Annotated in this window: 17 protein-coding genes and 6 pseudogenes; 12 read left to right on the forward strand and 11 right to left on the reverse strand. The window is 57.6% G+C overall.

Annotated elements, in window-relative coordinates:
* Positions 1-266: 266 nt before the first annotated feature.
* The 6 genes and pseudogenes from CCGE531_RS26500 to CCGE531_RS26530 form a co-directional block, all read right to left on the reverse strand.
* Positions 267-841 (reverse strand): annotated as a pseudogene (locus CCGE531_RS26500) (ATP-binding protein); the annotation flags it as partial.
* Between the two features lie 58 nt (positions 842-899).
* Positions 900-1,801, reverse strand: a pseudogene (locus CCGE531_RS26510) (IS3 family transposase).
* Between the two features lie 84 nt (positions 1,802-1,885).
* Positions 1,886-2,209, reverse strand: a pseudogene (locus tag CCGE531_RS26515) (ATP-binding protein); the annotation flags it as partial.
* Positions 2,206-3,689: pseudogene (gene istA / locus CCGE531_RS26520) on the reverse strand (IS21 family transposase). The pseudogenes CCGE531_RS26515 and istA, both read right to left, overlap by 4 nt.
* A 217-nt stretch (positions 3,690-3,906) precedes the next feature.
* Positions 3,907-4,305 carry a curli-like amyloid fiber formation chaperone CsgH gene (gene csgH, locus CCGE531_RS26525; RefSeq protein ID WP_120669522.1) on the reverse strand — a complete coding sequence of 133 codons (399 nt, stop codon included), beginning with the start codon at positions 4,303-4,305 and terminating at the stop codon, positions 3,907-3,909.
* Positions 4,306-4,369: 64 nt separating this feature from the next.
* The gene (locus CCGE531_RS26530) at positions 4,370-4,807 is read right to left on the reverse strand and encodes a curlin (RefSeq protein WP_120669524.1); all 438 of its coding nucleotides are present in this window, start codon (positions 4,805-4,807) and stop codon (positions 4,370-4,372) included.
* Between the two features lie 1,208 nt (positions 4,808-6,015).
* On the opposite strand from CCGE531_RS26530, the gene CCGE531_RS26545 reads away from it, so the two are divergent.
* Entirely contained in the window at positions 6,016-6,975 is a 960-nt protein-coding gene (locus tag CCGE531_RS26545; protein ID WP_162944034.1) for an HD-GYP domain-containing protein, read from the forward strand.
* Between the two features lie 363 nt (positions 6,976-7,338).
* On the opposite strand, the gene CCGE531_RS26550 is transcribed toward CCGE531_RS26545, so the two are convergent.
* Positions 7,339-7,491, reverse strand: coding sequence for a diguanylate cyclase (locus CCGE531_RS26550; RefSeq protein ID WP_162944035.1), 153 nt, complete (start codon positions 7,489-7,491; stop codon positions 7,339-7,341).
* Between the two features lie 409 nt (positions 7,492-7,900).
* Between CCGE531_RS26550 and CCGE531_RS26555 the strand changes: the two genes are divergently transcribed.
* The 6 genes from CCGE531_RS26555 to CCGE531_RS26580 are packed head-to-tail and all read left to right on the forward strand — an operon-like array spanning position 7,901 to position 14,600.
* Positions 7,901-9,604: a bifunctional diguanylate cyclase/phosphodiesterase gene (locus tag CCGE531_RS26555; protein WP_120669532.1), complete on the forward strand. Its 1,704-nt coding sequence runs from the start codon at positions 7,901-7,903 to the stop codon at positions 9,602-9,604.
* Positions 9,605-9,648: 44 nt separating this feature from the next.
* A complete protein-coding gene (locus CCGE531_RS26560) occupies positions 9,649-10,155 on the forward strand; it encodes a ubiquinone biosynthesis methyltransferase UbiE (protein ID WP_120669534.1) in 507 nt (168 codons plus the stop codon).
* A complete protein-coding gene (locus tag CCGE531_RS26565; RefSeq protein ID WP_120669536.1) occupies positions 10,152-11,327 on the forward strand; it encodes a class I SAM-dependent methyltransferase in 1,176 nt (391 codons plus the stop codon). The genes CCGE531_RS26560 and CCGE531_RS26565 overlap by 4 nt, the downstream gene beginning before the upstream one ends.
* A complete protein-coding gene (locus CCGE531_RS26570) occupies positions 11,324-13,684 on the forward strand; it encodes a SpoIIE family protein phosphatase (RefSeq protein ID WP_120669538.1) in 2,361 nt (786 codons plus the stop codon). Before CCGE531_RS26565 ends, CCGE531_RS26570 begins: the two co-directional genes overlap by 4 nt.
* A 4-nt stretch (positions 13,685-13,688) precedes the next feature.
* Positions 13,689-14,243: an ATP-binding protein gene (locus CCGE531_RS26575; protein ID WP_120669540.1), complete on the forward strand. Its 555-nt coding sequence runs from the start codon at positions 13,689-13,691 to the stop codon at positions 14,241-14,243.
* An 18-nt stretch (positions 14,244-14,261) separates the two neighbouring features.
* Positions 14,262-14,600: a hypothetical protein gene (locus CCGE531_RS26580; protein WP_120669542.1), complete on the forward strand. Its 339-nt coding sequence runs from the start codon at positions 14,262-14,264 to the stop codon at positions 14,598-14,600.
* A 47-nt stretch (positions 14,601-14,647) separates the two neighbouring features.
* Here the strand turns inward: CCGE531_RS26580 and CCGE531_RS26585 are convergent.
* Positions 14,648-15,045, reverse strand: a pseudogene (locus CCGE531_RS26585) (IS3 family transposase); the annotation flags it as partial.
* A gap of 234 nt (positions 15,046-15,279) precedes the next feature.
* Here CCGE531_RS26585 and CCGE531_RS26590 point away from each other — a divergent pair.
* The 5 genes and pseudogenes from CCGE531_RS26590 (at position 15,280) to CCGE531_RS26610 (ending at position 20,431) form a co-directional block, all read left to right on the forward strand.
* Entirely contained in the window at positions 15,280-15,528 is a 249-nt protein-coding gene (locus tag CCGE531_RS26590; protein ID WP_205586528.1) for a DUF982 domain-containing protein, read from the forward strand.
* Between the two features lie 612 nt (positions 15,529-16,140).
* On the forward strand, positions 16,141-17,136 hold the full coding sequence (locus CCGE531_RS26595) for an aldo/keto reductase (RefSeq protein WP_120669545.1): 996 nt from the start codon (positions 16,141-16,143) through the stop codon (positions 17,134-17,136).
* Between the two features lie 27 nt (positions 17,137-17,163).
* Positions 17,164-17,277: pseudogene (gene ftrA / locus CCGE531_RS34940) on the forward strand (transcriptional regulator FtrA); the annotation flags it as partial.
* Between the two features lie 354 nt (positions 17,278-17,631).
* Positions 17,632-18,960 carry an acetyl-CoA hydrolase/transferase C-terminal domain-containing protein gene (locus CCGE531_RS26605; RefSeq protein ID WP_120669547.1) on the forward strand — a complete coding sequence of 443 codons (1,329 nt, stop codon included), beginning with the start codon at positions 17,632-17,634 and terminating at the stop codon, positions 18,958-18,960.
* Positions 18,961-19,132: 172 nt separating this feature from the next.
* Complete coding sequence (locus tag CCGE531_RS26610) at positions 19,133-20,431, forward strand: divalent metal cation transporter (RefSeq protein WP_120669549.1); 1,299 nt, start codon at positions 19,133-19,135, stop codon at positions 20,429-20,431.
* 390 nt (positions 20,432-20,821) lie between these two features.
* Here the strand turns inward: CCGE531_RS26610 and CCGE531_RS26615 are convergent, their stop codons facing one another.
* The 3 genes from CCGE531_RS26615 to CCGE531_RS26625 form a co-directional block, all read right to left on the reverse strand.
* The gene (locus tag CCGE531_RS26615) at positions 20,822-21,082 is read right to left on the reverse strand and encodes a DUF1344 domain-containing protein (protein WP_120669551.1); all 261 of its coding nucleotides are present in this window, start codon (positions 21,080-21,082) and stop codon (positions 20,822-20,824) included.
* A 161-nt stretch (positions 21,083-21,243) separates the two neighbouring features.
* A complete protein-coding gene (locus CCGE531_RS26620; RefSeq protein WP_120669553.1) occupies positions 21,244-24,354 on the reverse strand; it encodes an efflux RND transporter permease subunit in 3,111 nt (1,036 codons plus the stop codon).
* Positions 24,351-25,553, reverse strand: coding sequence for an efflux RND transporter periplasmic adaptor subunit (locus CCGE531_RS26625; RefSeq protein ID WP_120669555.1), 1,203 nt, complete (start codon positions 25,551-25,553; stop codon positions 24,351-24,353). The genes CCGE531_RS26620 and CCGE531_RS26625 overlap by 4 nt, the downstream gene beginning before the upstream one ends.
* Positions 25,554-25,605 lie beyond the last annotated feature (52 nt).

The following is a 25,605-nucleotide window of genomic DNA, read 5'->3' on the forward strand; positions in this document are numbered from 1 at the left end:
TTCGCGCTTGGTGACTATTCGAAGTGCAAGTCCGCCAGGGCCAGTCGAAGCCGCTTTGGGTCTTCCGCAAAAATCTCCGGCATCAGCAATACCCCCGACAACCAATGTTGTAACAGACATTGCTACCGATCATTCAAACGAATCCACATTTAGGTAAGTGGCTGGGCCAGAAACCGGCGCCCTTTTAAAGAGATCTGCAGAGTGTGGAGGCCGTTCTATAGCGCGGCGATCAGGATGAGACGCTAGCGACAATCTAGATGAGACTCTTAAGTCGCGGTCGGGGTGAAGGTATCATGTTGATTGTCGCTGGCAAGAGTCTCGTCGGTTGCTGATGCCGCTCCGCGACAAACGTGGCGGAGCTTTTGACTGTCGCGAACGAAGCAGGCCTTCCACGCTGACGTTTGGCTTCCATGGCTGATCTGCGCCGGTAGCTTTCGACATTCATCTCGAAGATCGTCGCGTGGTGCACGAGACGGTCCACCGCGGCGAGGGTCATGGCGGGATCCGGGAAGACCCTGTTCCATTCTCCAAAAGGTTGATTGGCAGTGATCATGATGGATCGCCGCTCGTAACGGGCGGAGATGAGTTCGAAGAGCACACTGGTTTCGGCCTGGTCCTTGGTGACGTAGGCCAGATCGTCGAGGATGAGCAGATCGAACTTGTCGAGCTTGGCGATGGCGGATTCGAGCTGGAGCTCACGCCGTGCGACCTGCAGCTTCTGGACGAGGTCGGTCGTGCGAGTGAACAATACCCGCCAACCGTTCTCGATCAGCGCGAGGCCGATGGCTGCAGCGAGATGGCTCTTTCCGCCGCCCGGCGGCCCGAACAGCAGGATGTTAGAGGTGGCTCGGTTTGTCTGAACAGCTTGCGACGTTTGGCTAAGTGGATTTCCGCCTCGATTATGCCGCCACCATCATCGGTGTCAGCGCGTTGAAGTAAGCCTGGTCCGGCGTCTGCCGGTCAAGGGATGAATGTGGACGTCGGGTATTGTAAAAGGTCAAATAGCGGCCGATGCCAGCGCGGGCCTCGGACACGGTCTTGTAGGCATGGAGATAGACCTCCTCGTATTTGATCGACCGCCAGAGCCGCTCGACGAAGACGTTGTCCCGCCATGCGCCCTTGCCATCCATCGAGATTTCAATCCCGGCCTTCTTCAGCACCGCCGTGAAGTCGATGGAGGTGAACTGCGATCCCTGGTCGGTATTGAAGATGTCTGGCTTTCCATATCGGCAAAGAGCTTCCTCAACCGCCTCGATACAAAAGGCCGTCTCCATCGTGATCGACAGCCGCCATGAAAGCACTCGGCGACTGAACCAATCGACGACGGCGCAGAGATAGACAAAGCCCCGCGCCATGGGGACGTAGGTCAGGTCCATTGCCCACACCTGGTTGGGTCTGGTGACCGTCAGCTTCCTGAGCAGATACGGATAGACCTTGTGACCAGGTGCCGGTTTCGACGTGTTGGGACGACGATAAATCGCCTCAATGCCCATCTTCTTCATCAGCGTCGCAACGTGAAGCCGAGCGCATCGGATAAAAAATCGTTCTCAAGCGTCAGTTCCCCAATCTTGGCGTGCAGGGTTTTGACATCGACGGTCGGAGTCGCCGGTTCCGCTTTGGCGTCATCGCCGAAAACGCCTGTCGCCCCCTCAAGGAGCTGGTCCTTCCACTGCTTGATCTGATTGGCATGCACGTCGAACTGCTGCGACAATTCCACCAGCGTCTGTTCACCCCTGATGGCGGCAAGCGCCACCTTCGCCTTGAAAGCCGGGCTGTGGTTCCGGCGTGGTCGTCTCGTCATGCTCTCTCCTGTTTCCGGCATCTAAGCCAAAGTCAGGCAGAAATTCCACTTATCCTTGCTGTCCAGTTTTTCCGAACCAGCTCTGTTGGCACCTTTGGCGAGCCAGCTATCGCCTGCGGCAATGGCCATGACCTGGGCCTTTGAGACCATGGGCACGGCGTCGAAGGCGAAGCTATCGAGCGTCTTTCCGGGCGGCAGATGCGCCTCGGCGAGGTGACGTTCGATCCTGCGATGCGCCCGTTCGGCCAGTTCGTGTTCGGCAATGGCCGAGAGGAAACGAGCCGCTGGCCATCCTTCACGATCGGCCTGCTCCGCAAATTGTGGCCACAGCATTTTGATTGTCGGCAGCCTCAATTCATTGAGCATGATGCCGAGCCGGGCTTCGTCGATGATGTGATTGGTCTTCATGCGACCTCTCCCACGTAAGCCGAACTGATCAGGGCTTCATAGCCATTGAGCGATGCGAGTTGCACATGAACGATCGGCAACTGATCGGGGTCCGGGCCGAAGGCCGTTCTCAGGGCCGCCAAGTCAGGCAGTTTGTGGGCGTCGAGCATTCTGGCAAGCTCCTCGGCCAGTTCACGCTCGCAGCCGCGATCGTGCGCCAGCGCCAGCAGTTCGACGGTGATCTTGCAAGCCTGCCGGTCAGGGAGTTGCTCGATGAGAGCGTCGAAAGTCCGTCGGTATTCCGGCCGCGGGAAGAGCTTGTCGCGATAGACGAGGTTGAGAAGCGCCATCGGCTTTTTGCGCAGAGAGTGGATGACGTGGTGATAGTTGACGACCTGATCGTGCTTGCCACTCGCCTGGGCGCGCCCTCGGGGCAGCGTCAGTAGATGCGTGCCGCCGATGAAGACGTCGAGGCGATCGTCAAACAAACGCACACGCAGCCGGTGGCCGATCAAACGGGAGGGGACGGTGTAGAAGACCTTGCGCAAGGCGAAGCCGCCGGTGCGCGACACGGTGACGCCACCTCTTCAAAGTCGGTGGTGCGGCGCTCGGGAAGCGCCTGCAGATGCGGGCGCTCGGTATCGATGCGCTTGCCATGCGCGGCATTGCGACGGCTGACGATCTCATCGATGAAGGCACGGTAGGAGCGGAGATCGTTGAAGTCTCTGGTGCCGCGCATCAGAAGTGCATCGCGGATCGTGTTCTTGAGGTGGCCGTGAGAACTTTCGATCGAGCTGTTCTCGTGGGCGACACCCTTGTTGTTACGGGTTGGCGTCATTCGGTAATGAGCGCACAGTTCCTCATAGCGGTGCGTGAGATCGACCTTGGCATCGGCATCGAGGTTGCGGAAGGAGGCCGACAGGCTGTCGCTGCGGTGATAGAGCGGCGAGCCTCCAACGGACCACAGGGCGTTTTGAAGTCCCTCCGCCAAGGCGACGAAGCTTTCGCCGCCAAGAATGACATGGGCATGCTCAAAACCTGACCAGACCAGCCGGAAGTGATAGAGCAGATGGTCGAGCGGCTGACCGGCGACCGTCACGCAGAGGCTGCCCATGTCGGTAAAATCCGACAGCCCTAACCGGCCGGGCTCATGTGTCTGACGGAAGATCACCTCCTGCTCCTGGCCGTGAGCGGCCCGCCATGACCGGATGCGCCGCTCGAGTGTCCGGCGAATGCCTTCGGACAGCTCGGGATGACGCCGCAACATCTCGTCATAAACGGCGACTGCACGAATGCCGGGAGCGGCCTTGAGGAGCGGAACCACCTCCGCGTCAAAGATATGCTCAAGCGGATCGGGGCGACGCCGACCGCGTGGCGGCTTGTTTTGCGACGGAAGGCGCTGCTCCTTCTCCATACGGAAAGCCGTCGCCCGGCTAATCGACGCCTTCGCGGCGGCGACCTCAACAGAATGCGTTTGTCGATACTTCATGAATGATCTCATCTGATGATCGGTTACATGGCGACCCGGCACAAAGGTGGTTCTCCATTCCAGAAAACCGCCAGCGTAGCGGGCCGACCGCGATCATGAGACGCCGAAATTTTGCGCCGCGGCGGGGGTGTAACTCCGGTCGGGCTACGCCCTCCCTACGTCACACCCCCGCCGCAGAGTCTCATCCTGATTGACGCTGAATCTCACCGTGATTGCCGCCGCGCACCGTTCAGTTGTCGCCGATCTGCTTCGTGCAGCTGACACTCTTGTCCCCGATCACGACATCCAATGTCGCCTTGTATTTGGTTCCTTCGGCGTCGAGCGAGACGGAGCTGAGGATAGCCGAATGTCCCGGCGTCGCATCAAAGTCGCCACTCTGGTTGATCGTGGAGCTTCCGCCGTCTCCTGATTTCTCGACATGGAAGGTGTAGGTCCCGCCGACATGGCTGTCGGCGTGGACGAGCGCATCCAGTCTCACCATGCCTGCTGCAGGTGTTGCTTTGATTTCGCAAAGCTGCGCCTCATCAGATTGGTTCGCAGTCGTCATGGCCGCAACCGCGCCGACGGGAAGCAGGACCAGCGCAAGAATGGCCATCAGGCGGCGTGGATGTTTGACGCTATTTGGCATGGGTCGTCTCTCCTAATGGTCTGCTGTCGCGATTCTGACCTCTTTTGCGTCATCGTGCGGCCGCTTACGGGCAGGCCTGGACGAAGGCGGCGACATTGCCGTTGCCGCCCTGGTTGACATTGGCGCTGCAGCCATGACCGACCTGGACACCAGCCGCGATGTTGCCGTTGCCGTCCTGGGTAAGGATGGTCGTATGGTTGGAGCCAAACTGGCCGATGCCGGCGACGTTGCGGTCGCCGTTCTGATAGGTGGCGCCATAGTTGTCATTGCCTTGCTGACCGACAGCCGAAAGGTTATGGCGACCATATTGATGGCCAACAATCCGGTTGTAGCCACCGCTCTGGTAGGTTCTGATCCGGTTTCCATATCCTTCCTGCGCACCACCGGCAGAGTTCGACCAGCCATATTGCTCGATACGCACATCGTTGGCCATGGTGGGAGCTGCGGCGGTGAGGCCAACGAGAGCGACGAGTGCGGTTGCAATGAAAGACGTGCGGATCATGTCAGTGTCTCCTCAGGCGGATAGGACCGCGGTTGAACGTCTTTCTTTTAGACGCCCTCGTTGGAACGGAAGCTGAAGGCACCATTCAGTCGGGGTTCATTCGCAGAGATCGGCGCCTACCTCCTCGTATCAGGATGCCTGCGAAGCGCTCGGTCCTGAAAACGCCGCAGCCGTGATGGCATATATCCTGGAGAGGGTAGGGCACACGCCATTCAAGCCGGGCACGGACGTAACCTTCGTCGGTGCCGCCTTTGCTCCAAATAGCGTGGCAGCTTCTTCATGAACATGCGGGCTGAAAGTCGGCCCAGTTCAAAAGCGCCTGCGCGTTCATGGGCCGCGCTTTTGGCGTGCGAAGACCCGTAAGACGTGGCGTGGGTTGATCGACAAAAAAGGGAAGATGCCCTTGACGGTTGGGAGCTAACCACGGGCGAAGGCGTGACCCATGTTCCGATCGATTGGCGCTTTGCGATGGGCGGTAAGATCGAGGGGGAGAGATGTTCGAGCGCAACCCCGTCGGGATCGGATTCATCGACGAGGATCGGTTTCAAGAAAGGTCCTAGTGGCCTGCATCTCAGATCGAGAATGCGGATTTTCCTATTCGCGCCGTAAGCGACAGACTTCCGCCGGCAGGGCTCGACGCCGCAGAATAGATGCTGGGTGTTCGAATGCCTCCCAGCTATCGCAGGTTTCTTACGACCTTGGGGGTAGGCTCGTTTGATGATGCCGAATTCTATGGGATCGTTGTGAACAAGATACCAGGCAGTTCGGTGCCTAGTATGATCTGGCGGACTTTGGAGGATCGTAAACTCGCCGGCTGGCGAACTTCGAAAGCTCCTTCGATATGATCGATGAATTCCTCTGCGGTGATGCAGGATTTTCATCGTTCTGGCGGTAGCTGCAGGCTGCGACCATGCCGTTCTTGCACAAAATTCGCCAGTTATTTTCAGAACCCATCAGGTTGTAGTATAATTTGTAAAGTTTATATTCGATTAATATCATTAAAATTTCAAATACTGATAGTATTAAAATATATAACCATCGATTGAATTTAGAAGACAATTGATGATTTCATCGTATTGATGATGTATTTTAAAATTTGACGCGACATTAGAGACGATGATTGTTATAATCATCCGATTCCCTGCTTGTTGTTCGGGAATAATATTTATTGCCGCATTCAGCATTTTTACGACTGGCAGGCGGTTCCGGTGATCGAGAAATTCGGATTACATCAGCTGGATATGAAAAACTTCGCAGGGGAGCGAGAACGCTCTGCGGATGAGGTTTTCAGCGGGATTGACAATTTCCCGAAGCCATCTCGCGTGGCTATCAAGCCGACAGTGCAGCGGGAGGCAATATGGATCGACGCGAGGCAAGATGCGGATAGTGGCGCGGATGTTCTAAGGCCGATGAGGTCAACTGCTCTTGGAATTGCTGCCAACGTCCAATCACCCTACCGAGCAAAGCAGGTCAGACTGGCCAAGCGGCTGATCAAAGAAGCCATACCGGACGTTCGACATCTTTTTAATCGGGCACGGTGTTACCGCGACATCCAATATGATTCCGCCGGCAGAGTGGTCGGAAAGCTTATGTCGCGGTCCTCGGTCGATGTTGTTGCGTTAATCGGTGCTGAAAAGCCCGAAGGCGGTCAGGAAGGAACTCTCCTTCATTCGTTGGCCGTAAGCGCATCGATGATTGCATTTGGCCGGAGTTTGGGATTGGACGAAGATGCGGTAGGCCCTCTCGGTTTCGGCGGACTGCTACATGACATCGGAAAAATGGGTTTATCAACGAAGCTATTGGAGAGATCTGGCCCGTTGAATACCGCCGAGCTCATGGTTATCCGCACACATCCAGAGTTGGGCCACGAGATGCTCAGGCAAATCGAGGGCATACCGAAAGCCGTTCTGAACATTTGTCTCTATCACCATGAGAGGTTCGATGGCTCCGGCTATCCATACGGGCTTGCCGGAGCCGAAATCCCCGAGGTTGCACGCATCGCTGCAATCTGCGACGTATACGACGCTCTTACGACCATGAGGCCATATAAGACCGCATGGTCCCCTTGCGAAGCAATCGATGCGATGCTCAGGTCAACCGGACAGTTCGACCCCGTGCTGTTGGACGCGTTCGTATCGTGGATGGCACGCGACGGCGTCACCCAATAGATCAGAGGATCGCGGACAGGTGGCGTTGCGGCCGAACCGTGGCTGCGTTCAGTTCGCGACAATTTTGTTGCGCCCGCCATCCTTCGCCCGGTAAAACGCGTGACCGACCCGCGCAGAAGATCTCCGATCCAAGCACCGAAACAATCGCAGAGCGACGACGCCGATACCGATTGTGGCAACGAGATCGGGATTGAGCTCGTGCGATATTGCCAATCGGAGGATTGCCTACCTGATCTGTTCGGCAATGATCGCGGCCCCCCAGGTTGATCAGTATAGGAAAGTGGAACCGCAAACTTTTTGCCGCCATAACGGGCAATCACGCTATTGGCTGACATAATTGCAATCTTTATTGCGCAACCAAATTTATTTGAGACAATCGTCACCGGCCAGATCGCCATAACGATCACCAAACGGCTCGAACAAGTCGATATCAATCATCAACAGGCCGACTTTTCGTCCCTCTGATTGGCCACCTTGCGGCTCCCGCAAGAGTGCGCCGTCGAAGAAATCGCTCACCCGTTTCATCCAGTCGCGCTACAATATCGCCGAGCGACGGAGCTGGATCGCCGATCGTGGCGATGAACTTCGGTAAGTACGCGAGACGGGGCGAAAGATCTGACCTTTGGAAGATCTGCAACCAAAACAATATTTCTTGCAATAGTGCAACTATGTTGCATTCGGTAATGAAACAGGCCGATACTGCTTGCCATCCTTTTAAACAACATATGGCGCAGTAATCATTGCTAAATATGAAGATCTCGTAATATATTCGCCGAAAGCGGTTGCTACGTTCCGGTAAGTTACGACTTGCGCCGTTCGCTCGATGAGACTGCGATTATTGATTCGCATGCTTCGATGCGAACGGACCAGTTCAAACTGGACAATGGCCGGAATTTGCGTGGCTAGCTTAGGAGGACGAGGCCATATGCCAGAGAACCGAGTGGATCGGTCACAGCGAATTCCATATGAGTCCGAATCCGCCAACGGTTTAGAGGCGACAATTTCGCTTTGGGATCTCGATCTCAAACTGCTCGATTCCTCCAAGAGATTCAAAGAGCATATCGGCCTTGCGTCCCGGAACGAGATGACGTTGTGGGAGGCCTACCCGGCACTTGCAAAACCGGCGCTTGCCGAGCTCATTCGTCAGGTAATCGATACCAGTGAGCCCCGCACTATCCGGCTTGACGATTCGAGGCGGGGAAAATGCAACTTCCTCGTCTCCTATATCCGAGCGGGGCTCCTGATTGTCGAAACCAACGGAGCTAGCACGAATGGGAGCCCGCCATCCGAAGACAATGAAAAAGCGCGGCTCATCCATCAGGCAACGCACGATGCACTGACCGGATTACCCAATCGCCGCCAATTCAGCGCAGCACTGGCACAACTGCTTCCGGTGAGCGGTAAGATCGAGCCGGCGCTGATGCAGCTCGATCTCGATGACTTCAAGCCCGTCAACGACACGCTTGGCCACGGCGCCGGCGACATCGTGCTGAAACTCGCCGCCGAAAGAATCAAGGAAGCGCTCGGCCGCGGCGGAACGGTCTACCGTCTTGCCGGCGATGAATTCGCCATCATCCAGGTCGGTCCGCAACGGGCCTTCGAGGCAGAAAAACTGGCGGAGGCACTGGTTGCGGAATTCAAGAAGCCGTTCACGGTCAACGGCATCTCTCTCTTCGTCGGCGTCAGCGTGGGGATCGCAATTGCGCCGCGCGACGGCAATGAAGGAGAACAGCTGATGAAGGCTGCCGATGTCGCCCTTTATGCCGCCAAGCAAGAGGGACGCCGGCGTGCGCGGACTTTCGATCCGGCCATGCTGGTCGTGGTCGAACAAAGGGAGCTGCTGCGACGCAGCCTGCGCGTGGCGCTGCAGCACGACGAGTTCTTCATCGAATATCAGCCGCTGGTGGAGCCTCCGTCCAATGTGGTCGGCTTCGAGGCGCTGCTGCGCTGGCGGCATCCAACCCTCGGAATCATTCCGCCGGCGGCTTTCATTCCCATGGCCGAAGCCGACGGTCTCATGCGCGAAATCGGTCAGTGGATGCTGGAGGAAGCCTGCCGCGAAGCCCTGGCATGGCCGGCGCACTATACGCTTGCGGTCAACCTTTCTCCGGCGGAGTTCCTGACACCGGGCCTGACCGATCGCATCTCTCAAACGCTCGATATCGTTGGATTTCCGGCCGAGCGTCTGGAACTGGAAATTACCGAAGGCGTGCTTCTCGAGAGGACGACCAACAATCTGGACACGCTGAACACGCTGAACGTGCTCGGTATTCGGATTTCCCTCGATGATTTCGGCACGGAATATTCTTCGCTCAGCTATCTCAAGAATTTTCCCTTCGATACGATCAAGATCGATCGCTACTTCATCAGGGATCTTCTGCAGGACACTAAAAGCCAGACCATTGTGCGTTCCGTGATCGGCCTCGCCCATGGTCTGGACATGCGGGTGACCGCAGAGGGTGTCGAAACGCAGCCGCAGGTAGCCTGGCTCCAGGAGGAGGGCTGCGACCGCTTACAGGGCTACGGCATCAGCCCTCCGCTCAGCGCCGACAAGCTTGATGATTTCATAAGGCAAGGCGCGCGCACTCAATTCACCCCGACATTCATCGAATTTCATGCTAGCCCGTGAGTCTCTGAAGCGCATTTCATTTGGGAATTTCTCGAGAGGGTACCATGGAGGTGCTAGTGGACGCGGCTTTCGAGCCATTGCTTGAACTGGAGATGGAGATGGCGACCCTGGTGGCGGACTGGTCGCATTGCGACCAATCCGCCACTTATGTGGCCCGCATGGTCAGCCACGATCGTCACGATCCCATCCGCCATGCCAATCTGCTGTCGGCAGCCCTGAACGAGCTCTTCGAGATGTCGTTCCACACCAGAGAGAGCGATGGTGCTCTTACCTGTCGTTTCTACCGAAATGGCTCAACCGAACGCATCGAATTGACCTTTCCCTGCTCGGCCGAGCAACGCAATTCATATGAGACAATCGTTGAACGCATTGGAAACGGCCAGGCGCTCGCAAACTATCTCGATGTCATCACCGATGACGCCGCGCGTGCCGAGCATGCGATCCTTCTCGGCCTTGCCGTCAATTACGATGCCAACATCGAGCTGTCCGGTCAGGATACCGGAATGATGACTTTCGTGGTGGATCTCGCGCTCGAAAGGCTACTTAATTGAGCAACCTCTCCTCTGGCCGTTTCACGGCGCAATTCGACGCCAACAATCAGGAATTCTCTCTATCAGGAGTCCTTAGGCCGCATTCGGTTGCGGAGCTTGCCGATGATCTCGCCCTGCTGCGCAACGGCATCGAGACGGTGAACGGCGTCTGCTATGTCAATCTGAAGCGCGTCACCCATATGAACAATACGGCGTTCCGCGCCCTGGCGCACGTACTCCTCGATGCCACGAGATCGAGGCCGGATCTCAAACTGACGGTCGTCGCTTCGAGCGTTGTTGCATGGGCATCGCGACTGTTTCGTCATTTGAACGATCTGTCGCCCAACATCATCGTCGAGATTTACGATTCCGCCTTCTATCCCGGGCAGACATTCGTAGAGAACCAGAGCTTCATACCGATCCTCCGGACCCAAACAAAAATGACGTGGCGGCATGAGCGCGAGATATTGCCGCGGCACGGCCTTCGCGAGGGTTTGCATATCGCCGACATCTGCTGCGGCATCGGCGATTTCGCCATGCTGTTGCGAAAGGATTTCAAGCCGGCACGGATCGTTGCCCTCGACCATTCGGTGCCCAGCCTGGAATATGCCCGCAAGGTCGCCGAGGATTTCGATGTTACCGACATTGAATATACCTATGGCGATGCATCACAGATGCTGTTCGACAGCGACCAGTTCGATTTCGTGACCTGCAGGCACTCATTGCAGATCTTCGACCGCCCGGATCTCCTGCTTCGGGAGCTCTTTCGCATATGCAAGCCGGGTGGCAGGGTCTATATCACCAACGAAAAGAACTCTCATTGTCTTGGAGAGCCCAGAGCCGACAGTATTCAATGGACCTACAACGAGGTCGCGAAATTGTTTGCTCATTTCGACATGGATGTCGAGATGGGGCCGAAGGGGCGCCGCATGCTGCTGGACGCCGGTTTCACGGATGTGAGAATGGAAAGCTTCATGGTCACCAATCTCGATGGCAATCCCCAGGATTTCGCAGACGTCATTACAGCGTGGCAGAATGTCTATGCCGATGAAATGGCCGTTAGAAGAGGTGATCCTCCAGCATTCATCGAGCGATTCAAGCAAGGTTTCGCCGATCATATTTTCGCTGCACTCCACCCCAGAGGTTATGCCGGCTGGCCCATCTGGGCTTCCTCGGGGCAGAAGCCGCTATGACAGACACCCCAATTGCCAAGCAACGGCTCGGGCTGCGCTCATTTCGTGCCAAGTTTCTGCTCGTCGTTGGGGGAGCGGTCCTGTTCGACCTCATGGTCAGCGGCGGCCTTGCGCTGTGGAACGTGCAGCGCCTTTCGCGCAATGCGACGACGGAGGTGGGGCTGGGGCTGGAGAAGGCGAGCCAGGATTACATCCGTTCCTATGCGGATTCGACCGCAGCCCAGGTCGGTCTGCTGGTCGATCAGGTTCATTCCGACGTGAAGGCGCTGGCGGGTGTACTGCAGGACCAGATCGACAATCCCGCCAGGAGCGGGACTGTTGGCGCCGCCATAGCCCAGGCCTCTCCAGGTGCTGTAACGGTGGCGTATGACCCTGTGGGCCAGTGGGCGCAAAATCTTCCCGGAACGCCCTCCGTGGTCAGCGTCTGGGGCTACCTTTTGGACAAGGATCACCGCCCCCTGCCTCAGGTACAGGCCGATATTGAGTGGAGTGCGGTGCTTAACCTAGTCGCGCCATCGCTGCTGCACAATGGCGCGTCGAAATTGCAGATGTACTATATTGGTCCGAGAGAGCGACCATTATTCCGGACAGCGCCCTATACAACGCAGGCACAGACTTTCGATAAGCTCTATCCCGGGCACAATAGCGCAGACTTCTGGACCTTCTTCTTTCCGGGGCTCTACGAATCCTGGCAGCAATGGGCCGCCAGCCCCTCGTCAAGGCCCGTCGCCGATTACATCACCCAGACCGCTCCCTATACCGATGCGATCACCGGAAAGCTGATCGTCAGCTTTTTCCACCCTTTGTGGACGCCAGATCGGCATCATGTGGCCGGTGCCGCTGGCGCCGATATTACCCTGACGCAGCTTGCCGAAATCGTTGAGCACGTGAAAGTCGCCCAAACCGGTTTCGGCTTCCTCGCCATGTCGAATGGAAACGTCGTCGCAATCAATCCCGTGGGCGAGAAGGTCATCGGCTTGCGTGCCGCCAGCGATGCTGCCGCCAAGGGGGTCACCGGCGTCGACCGATCCTTGCGCAACAGCATGCAAACGGCCATCACCAAGCTGCCGCTCGATACCGATGGCGTGATCCAGCATATCTCCCTCAGCGAACAGGGAGGGGACGTTCCTTATCTCGTGGTCGTCAAGCAGTTGCGCCCGACCAATCTTTGGGTGGATGGGCCTGTGCAGCGCGAGGTCATGTCGCTCGGGATAGTCGTACCCGAGCGCGAGATCTATGCCTCGCTCATTGCCGCCAAGGATGAGATATCGCGGGCGACCAACCGCATCCTGCTCTATCAGATCATGGCGGTCCTGGTGTCCCTGATGATCGTTACGGCGGCGGTCTTTGCTGCGTCCAAACGCGTCACCAGCGGCATCAGCGCGCTGGCGAGCGCCGCCAAGCGCATACAGGCGAAGGATTATTCGGTCAGGGTCGATATCTCGACCAGGGACGAGGTGGCGGAGGCTGGCATCGCATTCAACCGGATGGCGGAGGATATCAGCTTCCACACCGAAAACCTCGAAAAGCTCGTTTCGGACCGAACCCAGGAGATCGAGGCGGCCAAGGAAGAGATTTCAACCCTCAACAGTCAATTGAAGGACGAAAACCTGAGGCTGGGTGCGGAGCTCAATGTCGCCAGGCAGATCCAGCTCATGGTCCTGCCGCGGGCCAAGGAGCTGACGGCAATCAAGCATCTGGAAATCGCCGCATATATGCGCCCGGCCGACGAAGTCGGCGGCGACTACTACGATGTTCTGCAGAACGGAAACAACCTGAAGATCGGCATTGGCGACGTGACCGGCCACGGGCTGGAGAGCGGTGTGCTGATGCTGATGGTGCAATCGATCGCCCGCGCCCTGCAGGAGGCGGGCGAGATGGACCCGGCAAAATTCCTGACCGATCTCAACCGCGCAATCTTCAAGAACATCGAACGGACACGGACCGACAAGCATCTTACCTTGTCGTTCCTCGACTACGACGGCGAGAGACTGACGATATCCGGTCAGCACGAAGACATGATCATTATTCGCCGGGACGGCAAGGTGGAGCGGATAGACACAGGCGATCTCGGTCTTCCGGTCGGCCTCGAGCTTGACATAGCTCCCTTTATCGATACGCGGCAAGTACCCTTCGAGAAAGGCGACATGGTTGTCCTGCATACCGACGGCGTTACCGAAGCGGAGAATTCAAAAGGCGAGCTATTCGGCTTCGATAGGCTTTTGGAGGATGCCCGCCGTCTGCATGGCGGGACCGCGGAAGAAGTGGTCGCGGGCATACTCGACGATTTGATGACTTACATCGGGACCCACAAGATCCATGACGATATTACCCTTGTGGTGATGCGGCACAGGTGAGGAGATGACAACAGCAACTTTCGGCAAGGAAGATCTGGTTTCGTTCGACGCTGCCAATGCCCTTCGCATTCGCCTGTTCGACGGTCCGCTTCATCTGGCATGGCGCCATTCGGCCATGACATCCGACTTTATCGCGGAGACAATGGCGCTCGGTTTCCGCGCTTCCGAGCGCCAATACAAGACGGTGCGACACGATATCGGTTACCTGACCAACGAGCTCATCGAAAATTCCATCAAGTTCCGCGTCTCGGGCGAGATCCTTGTCGAGGCTCTGCTGGATGCCCATCATTTCAAGATGCGGATCGTGAACCTGATCGACTGCAAAGCGACCATCCGCTTCCAACAATTATTGCAGAAGGTAACGGCCGGCGATCCGGGCGATCTCCTCATAGAACAGATCGAGGCGAGTGTTCTTGCAGGCGACAATGCGTCCGGGTTAGGACTGTTGACATTGATGAGCGACTACCAGGTTCAATTGGCCTGGCATTTCGATGAGCATGGTCCGCACAAGCAGATCAAGCTGCAAACCTATGCCGCGATGGCGATTTCATCGGCGTGAACCCGCGAGAGGCCCTTTATGGAAATCAAGGAAGAAGCATTCCGCGTCTGGTCCGAAGGCAGTACCTTATATTTCGATGGGACCATGCGCCTGGCGGGTCCCGATGCCTATGCGCCGGTCTATGATCTGGCCAGGGAGATTCTATATGGAGGCGGCGGCAAGGCGACTTTCGATCTGACCGGTCTACAGTTTTTGAACTCGTCCGGCATCAATTTGCTTGCCAAATTGACGATCGAAGCGCGCAAAAATCCGAATATTCACCTCACCATATGCGGCTCGTCGCAAATCCCCTGGCAGATGAAATCCCTGCCAAATCTCAAGAAGCTCCACCCTCATGTGGATTTACGTTTGACGTAACAACGCCCGTTCATTGCCCAGACATCGTTCGAACTGACAGCCATCTAGCGGTCTTCCCGAAGCTTCGCCTTGACCCTCCGTTGGGCATTTTGTTGCGCAGTTGCAGCCCCAAGTCCCTGTCGATGCGATCGGTTCGTTTGATATTGGTTTCCCAGCCCTCCCGCTCCAGAAGGACGTGGACGCGACGATAGCCATAGCGAACACGCGTCTCGCAGATCTCCCGTATGCGTCTCTCAAGACCGGCCTGATCGGCGCGGCGAGAGGCGTAGTGATAAGTCGAACGATCGATGTTCAGCACCCCACAGGCTCGCCGGATCGAGATCGCCCAGTCGCGGCACATGCCCTTCACCACCTGCCGCTTCCGAGCAGGCCTTAGAGCTTTCGGCGAATGACGTCCCGCACGCAGCATCTCGCGGTCCAGCGTCAGGTCAGCGACGATAATCCGGCGCCCACCATATCCGACGCTCGCGGGTCGCGGTGTCTTGCTCTCCCGGTAGGGGTGCACCTCGACACCATAGCCCTCGAAGAAGCGACGGATATTGGTTCCGTTTGTCTTGTCATCCCGCCATCCTTGAAAAATTCCCGCGAACATAGGCTACGATCGAAACCGCCTCGCCACGGGATATGAATCGGCCTATGAAACGAACGATAAGCATCGCCAATTCGAGAATTTCGCATGATGGAAAGAAAATGGAGCAAGGCGGTTACGATCGCGCTTGAGACACCTGACGAGTGGGTGGTCATAGATACGACTCAAGCGGCCTCCTGGGCAATGATCGAGGACTGGCCGCTTGAGGAGGCTACCGCGCTGGACCGGGCTTTGTCCGTCTGCGCCGATGTGATCAGCGGCAAGCGAACTCCAGAGGATGCTCGCCGGGCGTTCATCGACGCGGTCAAGGAAGCTCGGATTCCGATGAAGGATGAATGACGTCACATCGCCCCCATGATTTGCCGGTACTGAGCATCGACGCAGCCGTCTTCAGGATCCGCAAGGCCGCGGCATCCATGGCATCACGCCGGCCGATTAGCGCGGCAATTTCCCGGTCATCCTTGTAAACAACGCCCCCCAGCCGCCGCTTCCCGGGTTCGGCTCGCACGCTCCGCAGAAGATATGTACGCCAAAAGAAGTATCTGGAATTGGATTGATCTTCTCAATCCCCGCGGTATGTACAGCACGCTTTGAGCGCTTTGCGGCGGACCGAGCCGGAGCGGCCGATGACTTTTCGCTGTTGGCCGCTCCAAATGTCAGTTGTCGGGCCAGTTGATGTACGATCTAGCTCAGCGGTGACGTCCAGCGATTGTCTAGGGGCCGTAACGAACGCGTTCCGATCAGGATGATCTCTTGTCGTGATTGAACATTGATTTCCGCTGAGAACTGGCGTCTGCGTTGGAAAGGGATGTAGATGCTCCCTGCGTTCTCGTCGGACAGTCACAAAAGACCGCTTTTCATCCGTGAAAAACACGCTGCGGATTTGGTTGTTTACCAGTCGGGCCGCTGCCTCCTATCTCTCTCTAACGGCAAACAATCGTGGAGGACGACATGCTGACTGAACCTGACAATGCTACCACAATGGTTCTCTGGAACGGCCGCGAGATTCCGCGTCTAGGTATGGGATGCTGGGCGATCGGCGGCCCTTTTTATGCCGGCGACGTACCACTTGGCTGGGGCGAGGTCGATGACGATGAATCGATCCGCGCTATCGAGCGGGCGGTGGATCTCGGCATTCGCTTCTTCGACACCGCCTCGAATTATGGTGCTGGGCATTCCGAAGAGGTGGTCGGTCGGGCGATTGGTCATCGAGGCGATGTCCTCATCGCCACCAAATTCGGCTCCGCGACGGACGAAAAGACCAAACAAGCGACCGGCGCTTTTGCCGACCCCGCCTTCATCCGGCAATCCGCTGAGACCTCTTTGCGCCGCCTGCGCCGCGATCGTTTGGACCTGTTGCAGTTCCATCTCAACGATTTTCCGCTCGAAGCGTCGGATGAGGTATTTGAAACGCTGGAAACGCTCAAGGACGAAGGCAAGATTGACGCTTTCGGCTGGAGCACGGACCATCCGGATCGTGCTGCTCGTCATATGCATCGCGCAGGATTCGTGTCGATCCAGCATACGATGAATGTCTTCGAGCCGGCTTCAGCGATGATCGATATCATCGAACGCAACGGCCTGATTTCCATCAATCGCGGTCCGCTCGCCATGGGGCTGCTCAGCGGCAAGTTCACGCCTGACAAAACGGTCGGCGAGAAAGATGTGCGTGGTGCAAGCCTCGGCTGGATGGTCTACTTCAAGGACGGCAAGATCGCTCCTGAATTCGCCGCCCGCTTAGAAGCGGTCCGCGATCTGCTGACCGAAGACGGCCGCACGTTGACGCAGGGTGCGCTTGCTTGGCTATGGGCACGCTCGCCGCGTACGCTGCCAATTCCCGGCTTCCGCACCGTGGCCCAGGTCGAGGAAAATGCCGGTGCGCTCGCGAAGGGACCATTGCGAGCAGGTGTGATGGCGAAAATCGATCAAGCGCTGGCCGGCCTCTAGTTCCGGGCACGAAACACGCAACCAATTGTGGACGAAGGCAAGATCCCGACCTCGGCGGGGAGTGCCGCCGGTCTTGATCTGTGCATCGTGCGCAAGGATTTTGGAGCACAGGCCGCCAATAGTGTCGCGCGGCGGCACATCGTGACGGTGGGCATCTCAGTTCATCGAGCGTTCGCTATCGCCACCGGCAGGCGCCCGCCTGTCCACCTTGCCCGATGCCTGGGCTTCAGTGCTGCGACCGAAGCAGTACCATTGCCGGGCCTGGCAGAGCGGCGGCTGCGATCATAAATGCCCCCATCTTCAGTACCTTTATCCACCGCGTTCTGACGCCGCTCGCGTCGGTGCACTCAGCCATATCCTTGCTGGATGTTGTGCGGGAACTGCTATCCGGGCATGATCGCTGCTTTGACAAAAGCGTGTTCCGCGGCAGGCGAAAACGGCCGCAACCGTCGTAAATGCTAGTGAGGATGAAAATAGCACCGGGAGGAGGGCCCAATGACTACTATCCATCAGATGCAGTATCGCGAACGGCTGCGATCCGCAAAGGAGGCCGTCGCTCTGATCCCGTCAGGCGCGAAGGTCGCGATGCCGATCGCTGCCGGTCAGCCGCCCGCCATCCTTGCAGCATTTGCCGAACGGGCTCGGGCGGGAGCCGTCGACAATGTGCGGCTCCACTATCTTCTTTGTACTGGCGTCGCGGGAACCAGCGTTTTCGATTTCGACCTGTGCCACCGGATCATTCCGATAAGTTATTTTCACGGAGGCGTGGAGCGTGCGCTCGACAGGAGGCGATTGGCGGAGGCGATGCCTGCCGTCGACCTGGTGCCCTGCCATTTCAGCCAGGTGCCGCGCTCTCTGGCCGAGCATGTCGGGGTGGATACGCTGATTGCAACGGTCGCGCCGATGGATGCGGATGGCAATTTCAGCCTCGGCGCCAGTACCGACTATGCGCTCACAGTATCGCGGAAGCCAGGAATTCGGCTAATCCTCGAAGTCAATGCGAAGATGCCTTATGTGCGCGGCGATTGTATGATCCCCGTATCGAGCGTGACGGCGCTGGTCGAAAACGATGTCGGCCTGCCGATCCTGCCTACCGCTCCGAGCAATGAAGTGGACGATGCCATCGGTGCGATCGTCGCAGGCCTGGTGGAAGACGGCGATTGCCTGCAAATGGGTATCGGCGCCTTGCCGGATGCGGTGTGCTCACGGCTTTCGCAACATCGCCACCTTGGCATCCATACGGAAATGATGACGGTGGGCCTCGCCAATCTGGTTAAGGAAGGCGTTGTCGACAACAGCCGCAAGCAGACACATGTCGGGCGGTCGATCTTCACTTTTGCGCTGGGAGATCAATCGCTTTACGACTTCCTGCACAACAATCCGGACATTGAAGCCTATCCGGTCGACTATGTGAACAACCCTTTCGTCATTGCCCGGAACGACCGGGCTGTGTCGGTCAACGCGACGCTGCAGATCGATCTGAACGGCGCGTGCAATTCGGAATTTATGAACGGCCGGCAGTTCAGTGCATCCGGCGGCCAGGTCGATTTCGTGCGTGGCGCCTATGCATCGCGGGGAGGACGGTCGATCATCGCCTGTCATTCCACGGCGGCGAAGGGCACGCTCTCGCGCATCGTTCCGGCGCTGACTGGACCGGTGACAACATCTCGCAACGACACCCATATCGTCGCCACGGAATATGGATGGGCGAACCTCAAGGGAAAGTCCGTAGCCGAGCGAGCAAGGGCACTGATTGCGCTGGCCCACCCGGATTTCCGCGAGATGCTGGATCGGGCAGCCCATGGGGCAGGGCTTTTATGCTGACACTATGTTGAATTGACGAACCTTTGTCACCCAGGGTTGAGATATCCTTCCGTCGCCTAAAGCATTGCTTTTAGCGCCTTCTGCCTCTCTGGAACAAAAAGGTCGCAAGTGCGGTTCACTCGCACCAGGTGCGGCGCAAACACGCCGTGTCGGGTTTTGCTGGGAGACAGCCATGAGCGACTATCGAGTAGACGACAGAAGCGCCGTTGTTGAACCTTCAAAACCACGGCTATTGGAAATCCTTGGACCGGGACTGGTCACTGGCGCTTCGGACGACGATCCGAGCGGGATTGCAACCTACTCGCAGGCCGGGGCGCAGTTCGGCTACATAGCGAGCTGGACTTTGATTTTTACCTATCCGCTGATGGTCGCCATACAGATGATCAGTGCCCGCATCGGAAGGACCACCGGCCGGGGTTTGGCGGGCAGCATGGCGCGATGCTATCCGAGATGGGTCGCTGTGAGCATCACTGTTCCGCTCCTGCTCGCCAATGTCATCAATCTCGGCGCCGATCTCGGAGCGATGGGAGACGCAGCCCACCTGCTCCTCAACGGCTATTCGCTGATCTATGTTGCCGCCTTCGGTGTGGGCTGCATCCTCTTGCAGGTTCTTTTGAAGTACAAGCGCTACGTCGCGGTCCTGAAATGGCTGAGCCTGGCGCTGCTTTCCTACATAGCGACGCTGTTCGCCGTACACGTCGACTGGTCGAACTTTACGCGCGGGCTTCTGTTGCCGACATTCAAGACGGATCCGAACTACTGGTCGATGATCGTGGCAGTTTTCGGTACCACCATCAGCCCCTATCTTTTCTTCTGGCAAGCCTCCGAGGAGGCTGAAGACCTGAAGGAGAACCCTCGTCAGGAACCGCTGGTCGAGCATCCGCAGGACGCGAAAAGGGCGAATGCGCGCATCACGCTCGATACGCTGATCGGCATGGCTGCCTCCAACATCGTCGCACTCGCGATCATCACGACCACCGCCGCAACGCTCAACAAGGCGGGTGCGGTGAATATCGAGAGTTCCGTCGATGCGGCAAAAGCAATCGAGCCGCTCGCCGGACAATTTGCCAAGATCATCTTCGCGACCGGCATCATAGGAACCGGCCTATTGGCCGTACCCGTTCTCGCCGGTTCGGCGGCCTATGCGGTCGGCGAGGCGGCGCGTTGGAAGGTCGGGCTATCGCGCGAGCCAAGCGAAGCCAAGGCTTTCTATGCAACGGTGGGATTGGCAACCATCGTCGGCATGCTTTTGAACTTTACACCGGTCCCGCCCATGAAGGCCTTGTTCTGGAGCGCGGTGATCAATGGCGTGGTCGCCGTTCCTGTCATGGCGATCCTGATGCTGATCGCGACCAACCGCAAGGTCATGAAGCAGTTTGTCATCCAGGGTGGTTTGAAAGCGTTTGGCTGGGCGTCTTGCCTTGCCATGTTCGGTGCGGTGATCGGCATGGCCGTGACTGCCTTTTCTTAGCGACAGTGCAGGGCCTCAACTTCCGACTGGCCGTCGAAGCCCGAGACCTGGATGGTCTCGCAACCACACTAGAGGAGAAAACACCACGGCTTCCCAAGGTGGCTCCCATGAACGGCACAGCATGTCAAAGCTGATCAGCAGAGCCACATGCGCAATACTAACTTCGCGAACTTGGCACGCTGTTCTGATATCGGGAGCTATGTCGAAATCTGGTCGACTAAGGTCAACGCGCCCGCTTCGATCCGCGTTTAGTGAGGGGCTCCGGCCTTTGCTCGGATCACCTATGCGCGACGATGCTGACATAGCCCCGAATCCCAGCTAACTGGACCGGGCGCACAGCGCCCAGTCCCGGCGAGATGTCGTCGCAATACAACGGCATCTGAAAACACCTTACTTTGCGGGGGTCACCTTTGAAGCCCGTGGGACGCCGGATTTCTGGACCGCGTATCGGACCGCGACCTTCTCGCCGACCTTGAACGACTCGGCTTCGATGTTTTCAGGCAGCTTGATCGTTGTTCCCGTGGAGAGCGTGATCTGGTCCGCCTTGACGTCGATATTGGTGATCGTTCCAGTCTCGTCACGGGCCAGCGCCATTCCCGCAGTTAGGGTCGAGGCCGCGATAACAGCGACCGCCAACGACTTCTTCAGCATGATTCACTCCTTTGATTTTACCGGACTTACTATTGCGGCCTTGTGCGGCCTTAGGCCGGCATTGCCGACCGCCCGGGAAATCTAAGCTGCGATTCTTCCCTGCACTTTGCCGAATTCTTACAAAATGAATATCGCATGAGATATCGGGCGCCATTGGCTTGCTATGCGATTTTCCGGTCAGGCGAACCGATCGCTGCCTGCAAATGCGATGGCCGCGTCGAGCGCCTTCCCCGCAACTTGTCGAACGCCAGATAGATGACCGGTGTTGTAAAGAGGGTCAACGCCTGCGATACGACAAGCCCGCCAACGATCGCAATGCCGAGAGGAACGCGCAATTCGGATCCCGGCCCGGTTCCCAATGCCAATGGGACAGCTCCGAACAATGCAGCGAACGTCGTCATCATGATGGGCCGGAACCTCAACATGCAGGCCTGCCTTATGGCATCATGTGGTGCCAAATTTTGCGTTCGTTCAGCGTCCAGGGCAAAATCGATCATCATGATTGCGTTCTTCTTGACAATTCCGATCAGTAGAATGATTCCGATCATCCCCATGATCGACAGATCCAGATTGGCGAGCTTCAGAGCCAGCAGTGCACCGAGGCCCGCAGAAGGCAGCGTGGAAATGATCGTGAGCGGATGTATCGCGCTCTCATAGAGAACGCCTAGCACAATATAGACCGCAACAATGGCCGCCAGGATGAGCCAGGGCTGGCTTCGCAGCGAATCCTGAAAGGCTTGCGCGGTCCCCTGGAATGAGCCGATTACCGTCGTCGGCATTCCTGCGCTCGCCTCCGCCGCCTTAATGGCGGTGACCCCGTCGCTGAGCGCATTGCCAGGCTTCAGATTGAAGGAGATCGTCGTTGCCGGCATCGATCCTTGATGATTTATGGATACAGGCAACACGCCAGTTCTCAGCGATCCGAGAATGCTCAATGGAACGAGTTTGCCGGTGGTGGACGACTTCACGTAGAGATGCGACAGCGCCTCGGCCGACAGGGCAAACTGCGGCGCGAGCTCCATCACGACGTGATATTGACTGACCTGCGTATACAGTGTCGCGACCTGCCGCTGCCCGAAGGCATCATAAAGCGTCTGATCGATTTGAGAAACGTTCACGCCCAATCGAGAGGCTGTCGAGCGATCTATATCGAGCGTGAGGCTGGTGGCCGCCTTCTGCTTGTCGGAGATCACATCCTGGAGCTCCGGTAGTCCTTTCAGGACCTTGGTCATCGTCGCCGCCCACTTGTCGAGCTCTGCTGTATCCGGATCCTGAAGGGTGTATTGATACTGGGAGGCCGAGGCTCGCCCGCCGATCTGAATGTCCTGGCGAACCTGTAGGCCGACGGTCAAACCTTCCAGGCTTGCCGTTGCCGTTCGCAGACGCGCTAGAACCTCTGAGACAGGGCTTCGTGTGCCGATTGGCTTCAAGTTCATTTGGATCTGGCCGACACTGGCCGACGGGCTCGGATTGATCCAATATGCCACGTTGTCCACGGCAGGATCAGCCATGACAATCTGTGCCAGCGCCTGCATCTTCGTCGACATATCCGCAAAAGAAATGTCGGTTGCAGCCTGCGCCTGCCCTTGAACCCATCCCGTGTCCTGTTGCGGGATAAATCCCTTCTGTATGGAAACGTAGAGCCATCCTGTGGCAACCATGGTGGCAAGGGCAAGGGCAAGGGTAACGGCGCGGTAGCGAAGAACGATATCGAGCGCCTTGCCGTATCCAGCCGTGCACCTTTCAAAGAAGGTTTCCGACCAGCGGAAAAGGACGCCGTGCGGCTGATTGCGGTCGTGCTTGATCAGCCAGGCGCACATCATCGGGGTAACCGTCAGCGACACAAGCCCCGAAATGATAATCGCAACGCTGATCGTCACGGCGAATTCGCGAAAGAGACGACCGACGATGCCGCCCATCAGAAGAATCGGAATGAACACTGCCACCAGCGAGACGGTCATGGAAACGATGGTGAACCCCACCTCTCGCGACCCTTGGATGGCTGCTTTAAGCGTGGATTTCCCTTCTTCGACATGACGCATCACGTTCTCAATAACGACGATGGCATCGTCGACGACAAACCCGACCGCGATGGTCAGCCCCATCAGCGAGAGGTTGTCGAGGCTGTAGCCTGCGAGATACATGATAGCGAAAGTGCCGATCAAGGACAGCGGAATGGTTGCCGCGGGGATGATCGTAGCCCACAGATTCCGCAGGAAGCTGAAGATCACCAGCACCACCAGCCCAATGGTGATCAGGATCGTCGTCCTCACCTCGTCGACGGAAGCTTGGATCATGCCTGACCTATCCGCAACGACGGAGAGCTTGATGTCCGCCGGAAGTGCCGCCTCCATCTGCGATAGTTTGGTCTTTATCCCCTGTATGGTGTCAAGCACATTCGAGCCCGCCATCTTGTGAACGTCGAGCATGACGGAACGCGAGTCCTGCAACCACGCCGCCTGGTTGACATCCTCCGGGCCTGACACGACGGTTCCCAGATCGTCAGCTCGGATGGGCGAACCATTCTTGTATGCGATCACCATCGAGCGAAATGCCTGGACATCCATGATCTGGTCGGTCGCGTCCAGGACTGTGGTCCTTCCGTTGCCAACAAGCTGCCCCTTGGGCTGGTTGACAGTCTGGGCACCGACAGCGCTTCGAATATCTTCAAGCGTCAGCCCTCGCGCTGCGACCTTGTCTGGATCCAGCCGAATTCTGATCGACGGCCGTTGCGGCCCGTGGTAGTCCACCAGCCCGACGCCATTCATCTGCGACACCTGCTGTGCGATGATGTCCTCCGCATAGTGATCAAGCTCAGTCGTCGGGATGCGATCGGACGTCAGCGCCAAAGTGAGAATCGTTGCTTCCGCCGGATTGCTCTTGTGGAAGGTCGGAGCGGCCGGTAGATCCTTGGGCAACTGACCGCTGGCCGCACTGATCGCAGCCTGAACGTCCTGCGCGGCGCCGTTTATATCTCTGTTCAGATCGAATTGCAGCGTAATCGAGGTCCGCCCGGATGAGCTCGTCGATGTCATTTGCGATACGCCCGAGATGGTCGAGAGTTGGTTTTCCAACGGTGTTGCAACAGACGTGGCCATCGTTTCAGCGCTTGCGCCAGGAAGAGAGCTCGATATCTGGATTGTCGGGAAATCGACCTGTGGCAACGACGCGATGGGCAGCAAGCCATAGGCGATTGAGCCGACAATCAGAAGTCCCGCGGCCAGCAGGCAGGTTCCGATTCTGCGCTGGATGAAGATAGCCGAAATGTTCATTGGATCTTCTCCTCGCCGACGGCTGCCAACTTTTTGCCATCAGCGCCCTCGGTCGAGACGAAGGTTCCGTCTGAAAGCCTGGATTGACCCGAGGTTACGACCGTCTCACCGCTTGCGATGCCCTGTGTTATGGCAACGAGGCCCGAATAGGCGCCTCCCGTCGCCACCGATGCGGTCGATACCTTGTGATCGGGCTTCACTACGAAGACGTATGATCCCGTCTGACCGTTTTGAATCGCGGAAGCCGGCACGACTGTCGCGTTGGGATCGGTACGCAGCGTTATGTTTGCAGTTATGAGTTCACCCGGCCAAAGCGTGAGGTCATCGTTTGCAAATACAGCCTTTAACTTCACCATACCCGTCGCAGAGTCCACTTGGCTGTCTATCGCACTTAGTTTTCCGTCGGCTAGGTGCTTGGCGCCGTCGCGACTGAACGCTTGTACGAGCAGCTGCCCCTTCGACTGCCCCGCGATCAAATCGGGAAGATCATCTTGTGTCAGCGAAAACTCAACCGCAATGGGACGCATCTGCGTGACGGTCACAATACCGGTCGTATCGGTCGCATGGAGGATGGCGCCCTCTTGCTGCTGGCGCAAGCCTACCCTGCCGCTGATCGGAGCCGTGATGGTTGCGAATTCAAGATTGAGCTTCGCAGTATCCAGTGCCGCTTTTCCCGAGGCGGCCGTGGCATCCATGACTTTGACCTGTGCTGCTGCAGTTTGTGCCGCCTGGGTCGTACCGCTGCCCGTCGTCGTGAGCTTCTGCGCCCGGGCGTCGTCGATTTTAGCTTGTTCCAGCTGGGCGAGTTCCTTGTCGTGGTCGGCCTGCGCCTGCGCCACCGCAGCTTCGTAGGGGCGTGGGTCGATCGTCGCCAAAACGTCTCCAGTTTTGACGTCCTGCCCCTCGGTGAACGTCATGTGCTGAAGCTGGCCTTCGACGCGAACCTTCACATCGACGGCGGTCAAAGGCGAGACCACACCTAGGCCACTGCGCACGACGGGCAGATCTTTCGTAGCCGCTTTGGCTGTCTGTACGGGAACCGGCGCGCGTTCGGTTGCTGGCGCCTTTGTTTTGCCCAGGCCAGGCTCTGGCCAGGACGTCAAGTACGCTGCAGCCGACCCGGCCACCGCTAAAGCGCATATCCCCCAGAGATACACTCTTTTACCTGACCTCTTTGACCCCGCACGGGAATGATCCACTGCAATACTCCATCAAGCGTTCAGAATTGCACGGTAGGACTGCGGCCTTCCG

This window comes from Rhizobium sp. CCGE531, assembly GCF_003627795.1.
Lineage (GTDB): Bacteria > Pseudomonadota > Alphaproteobacteria > Rhizobiales > Rhizobiaceae > Rhizobium.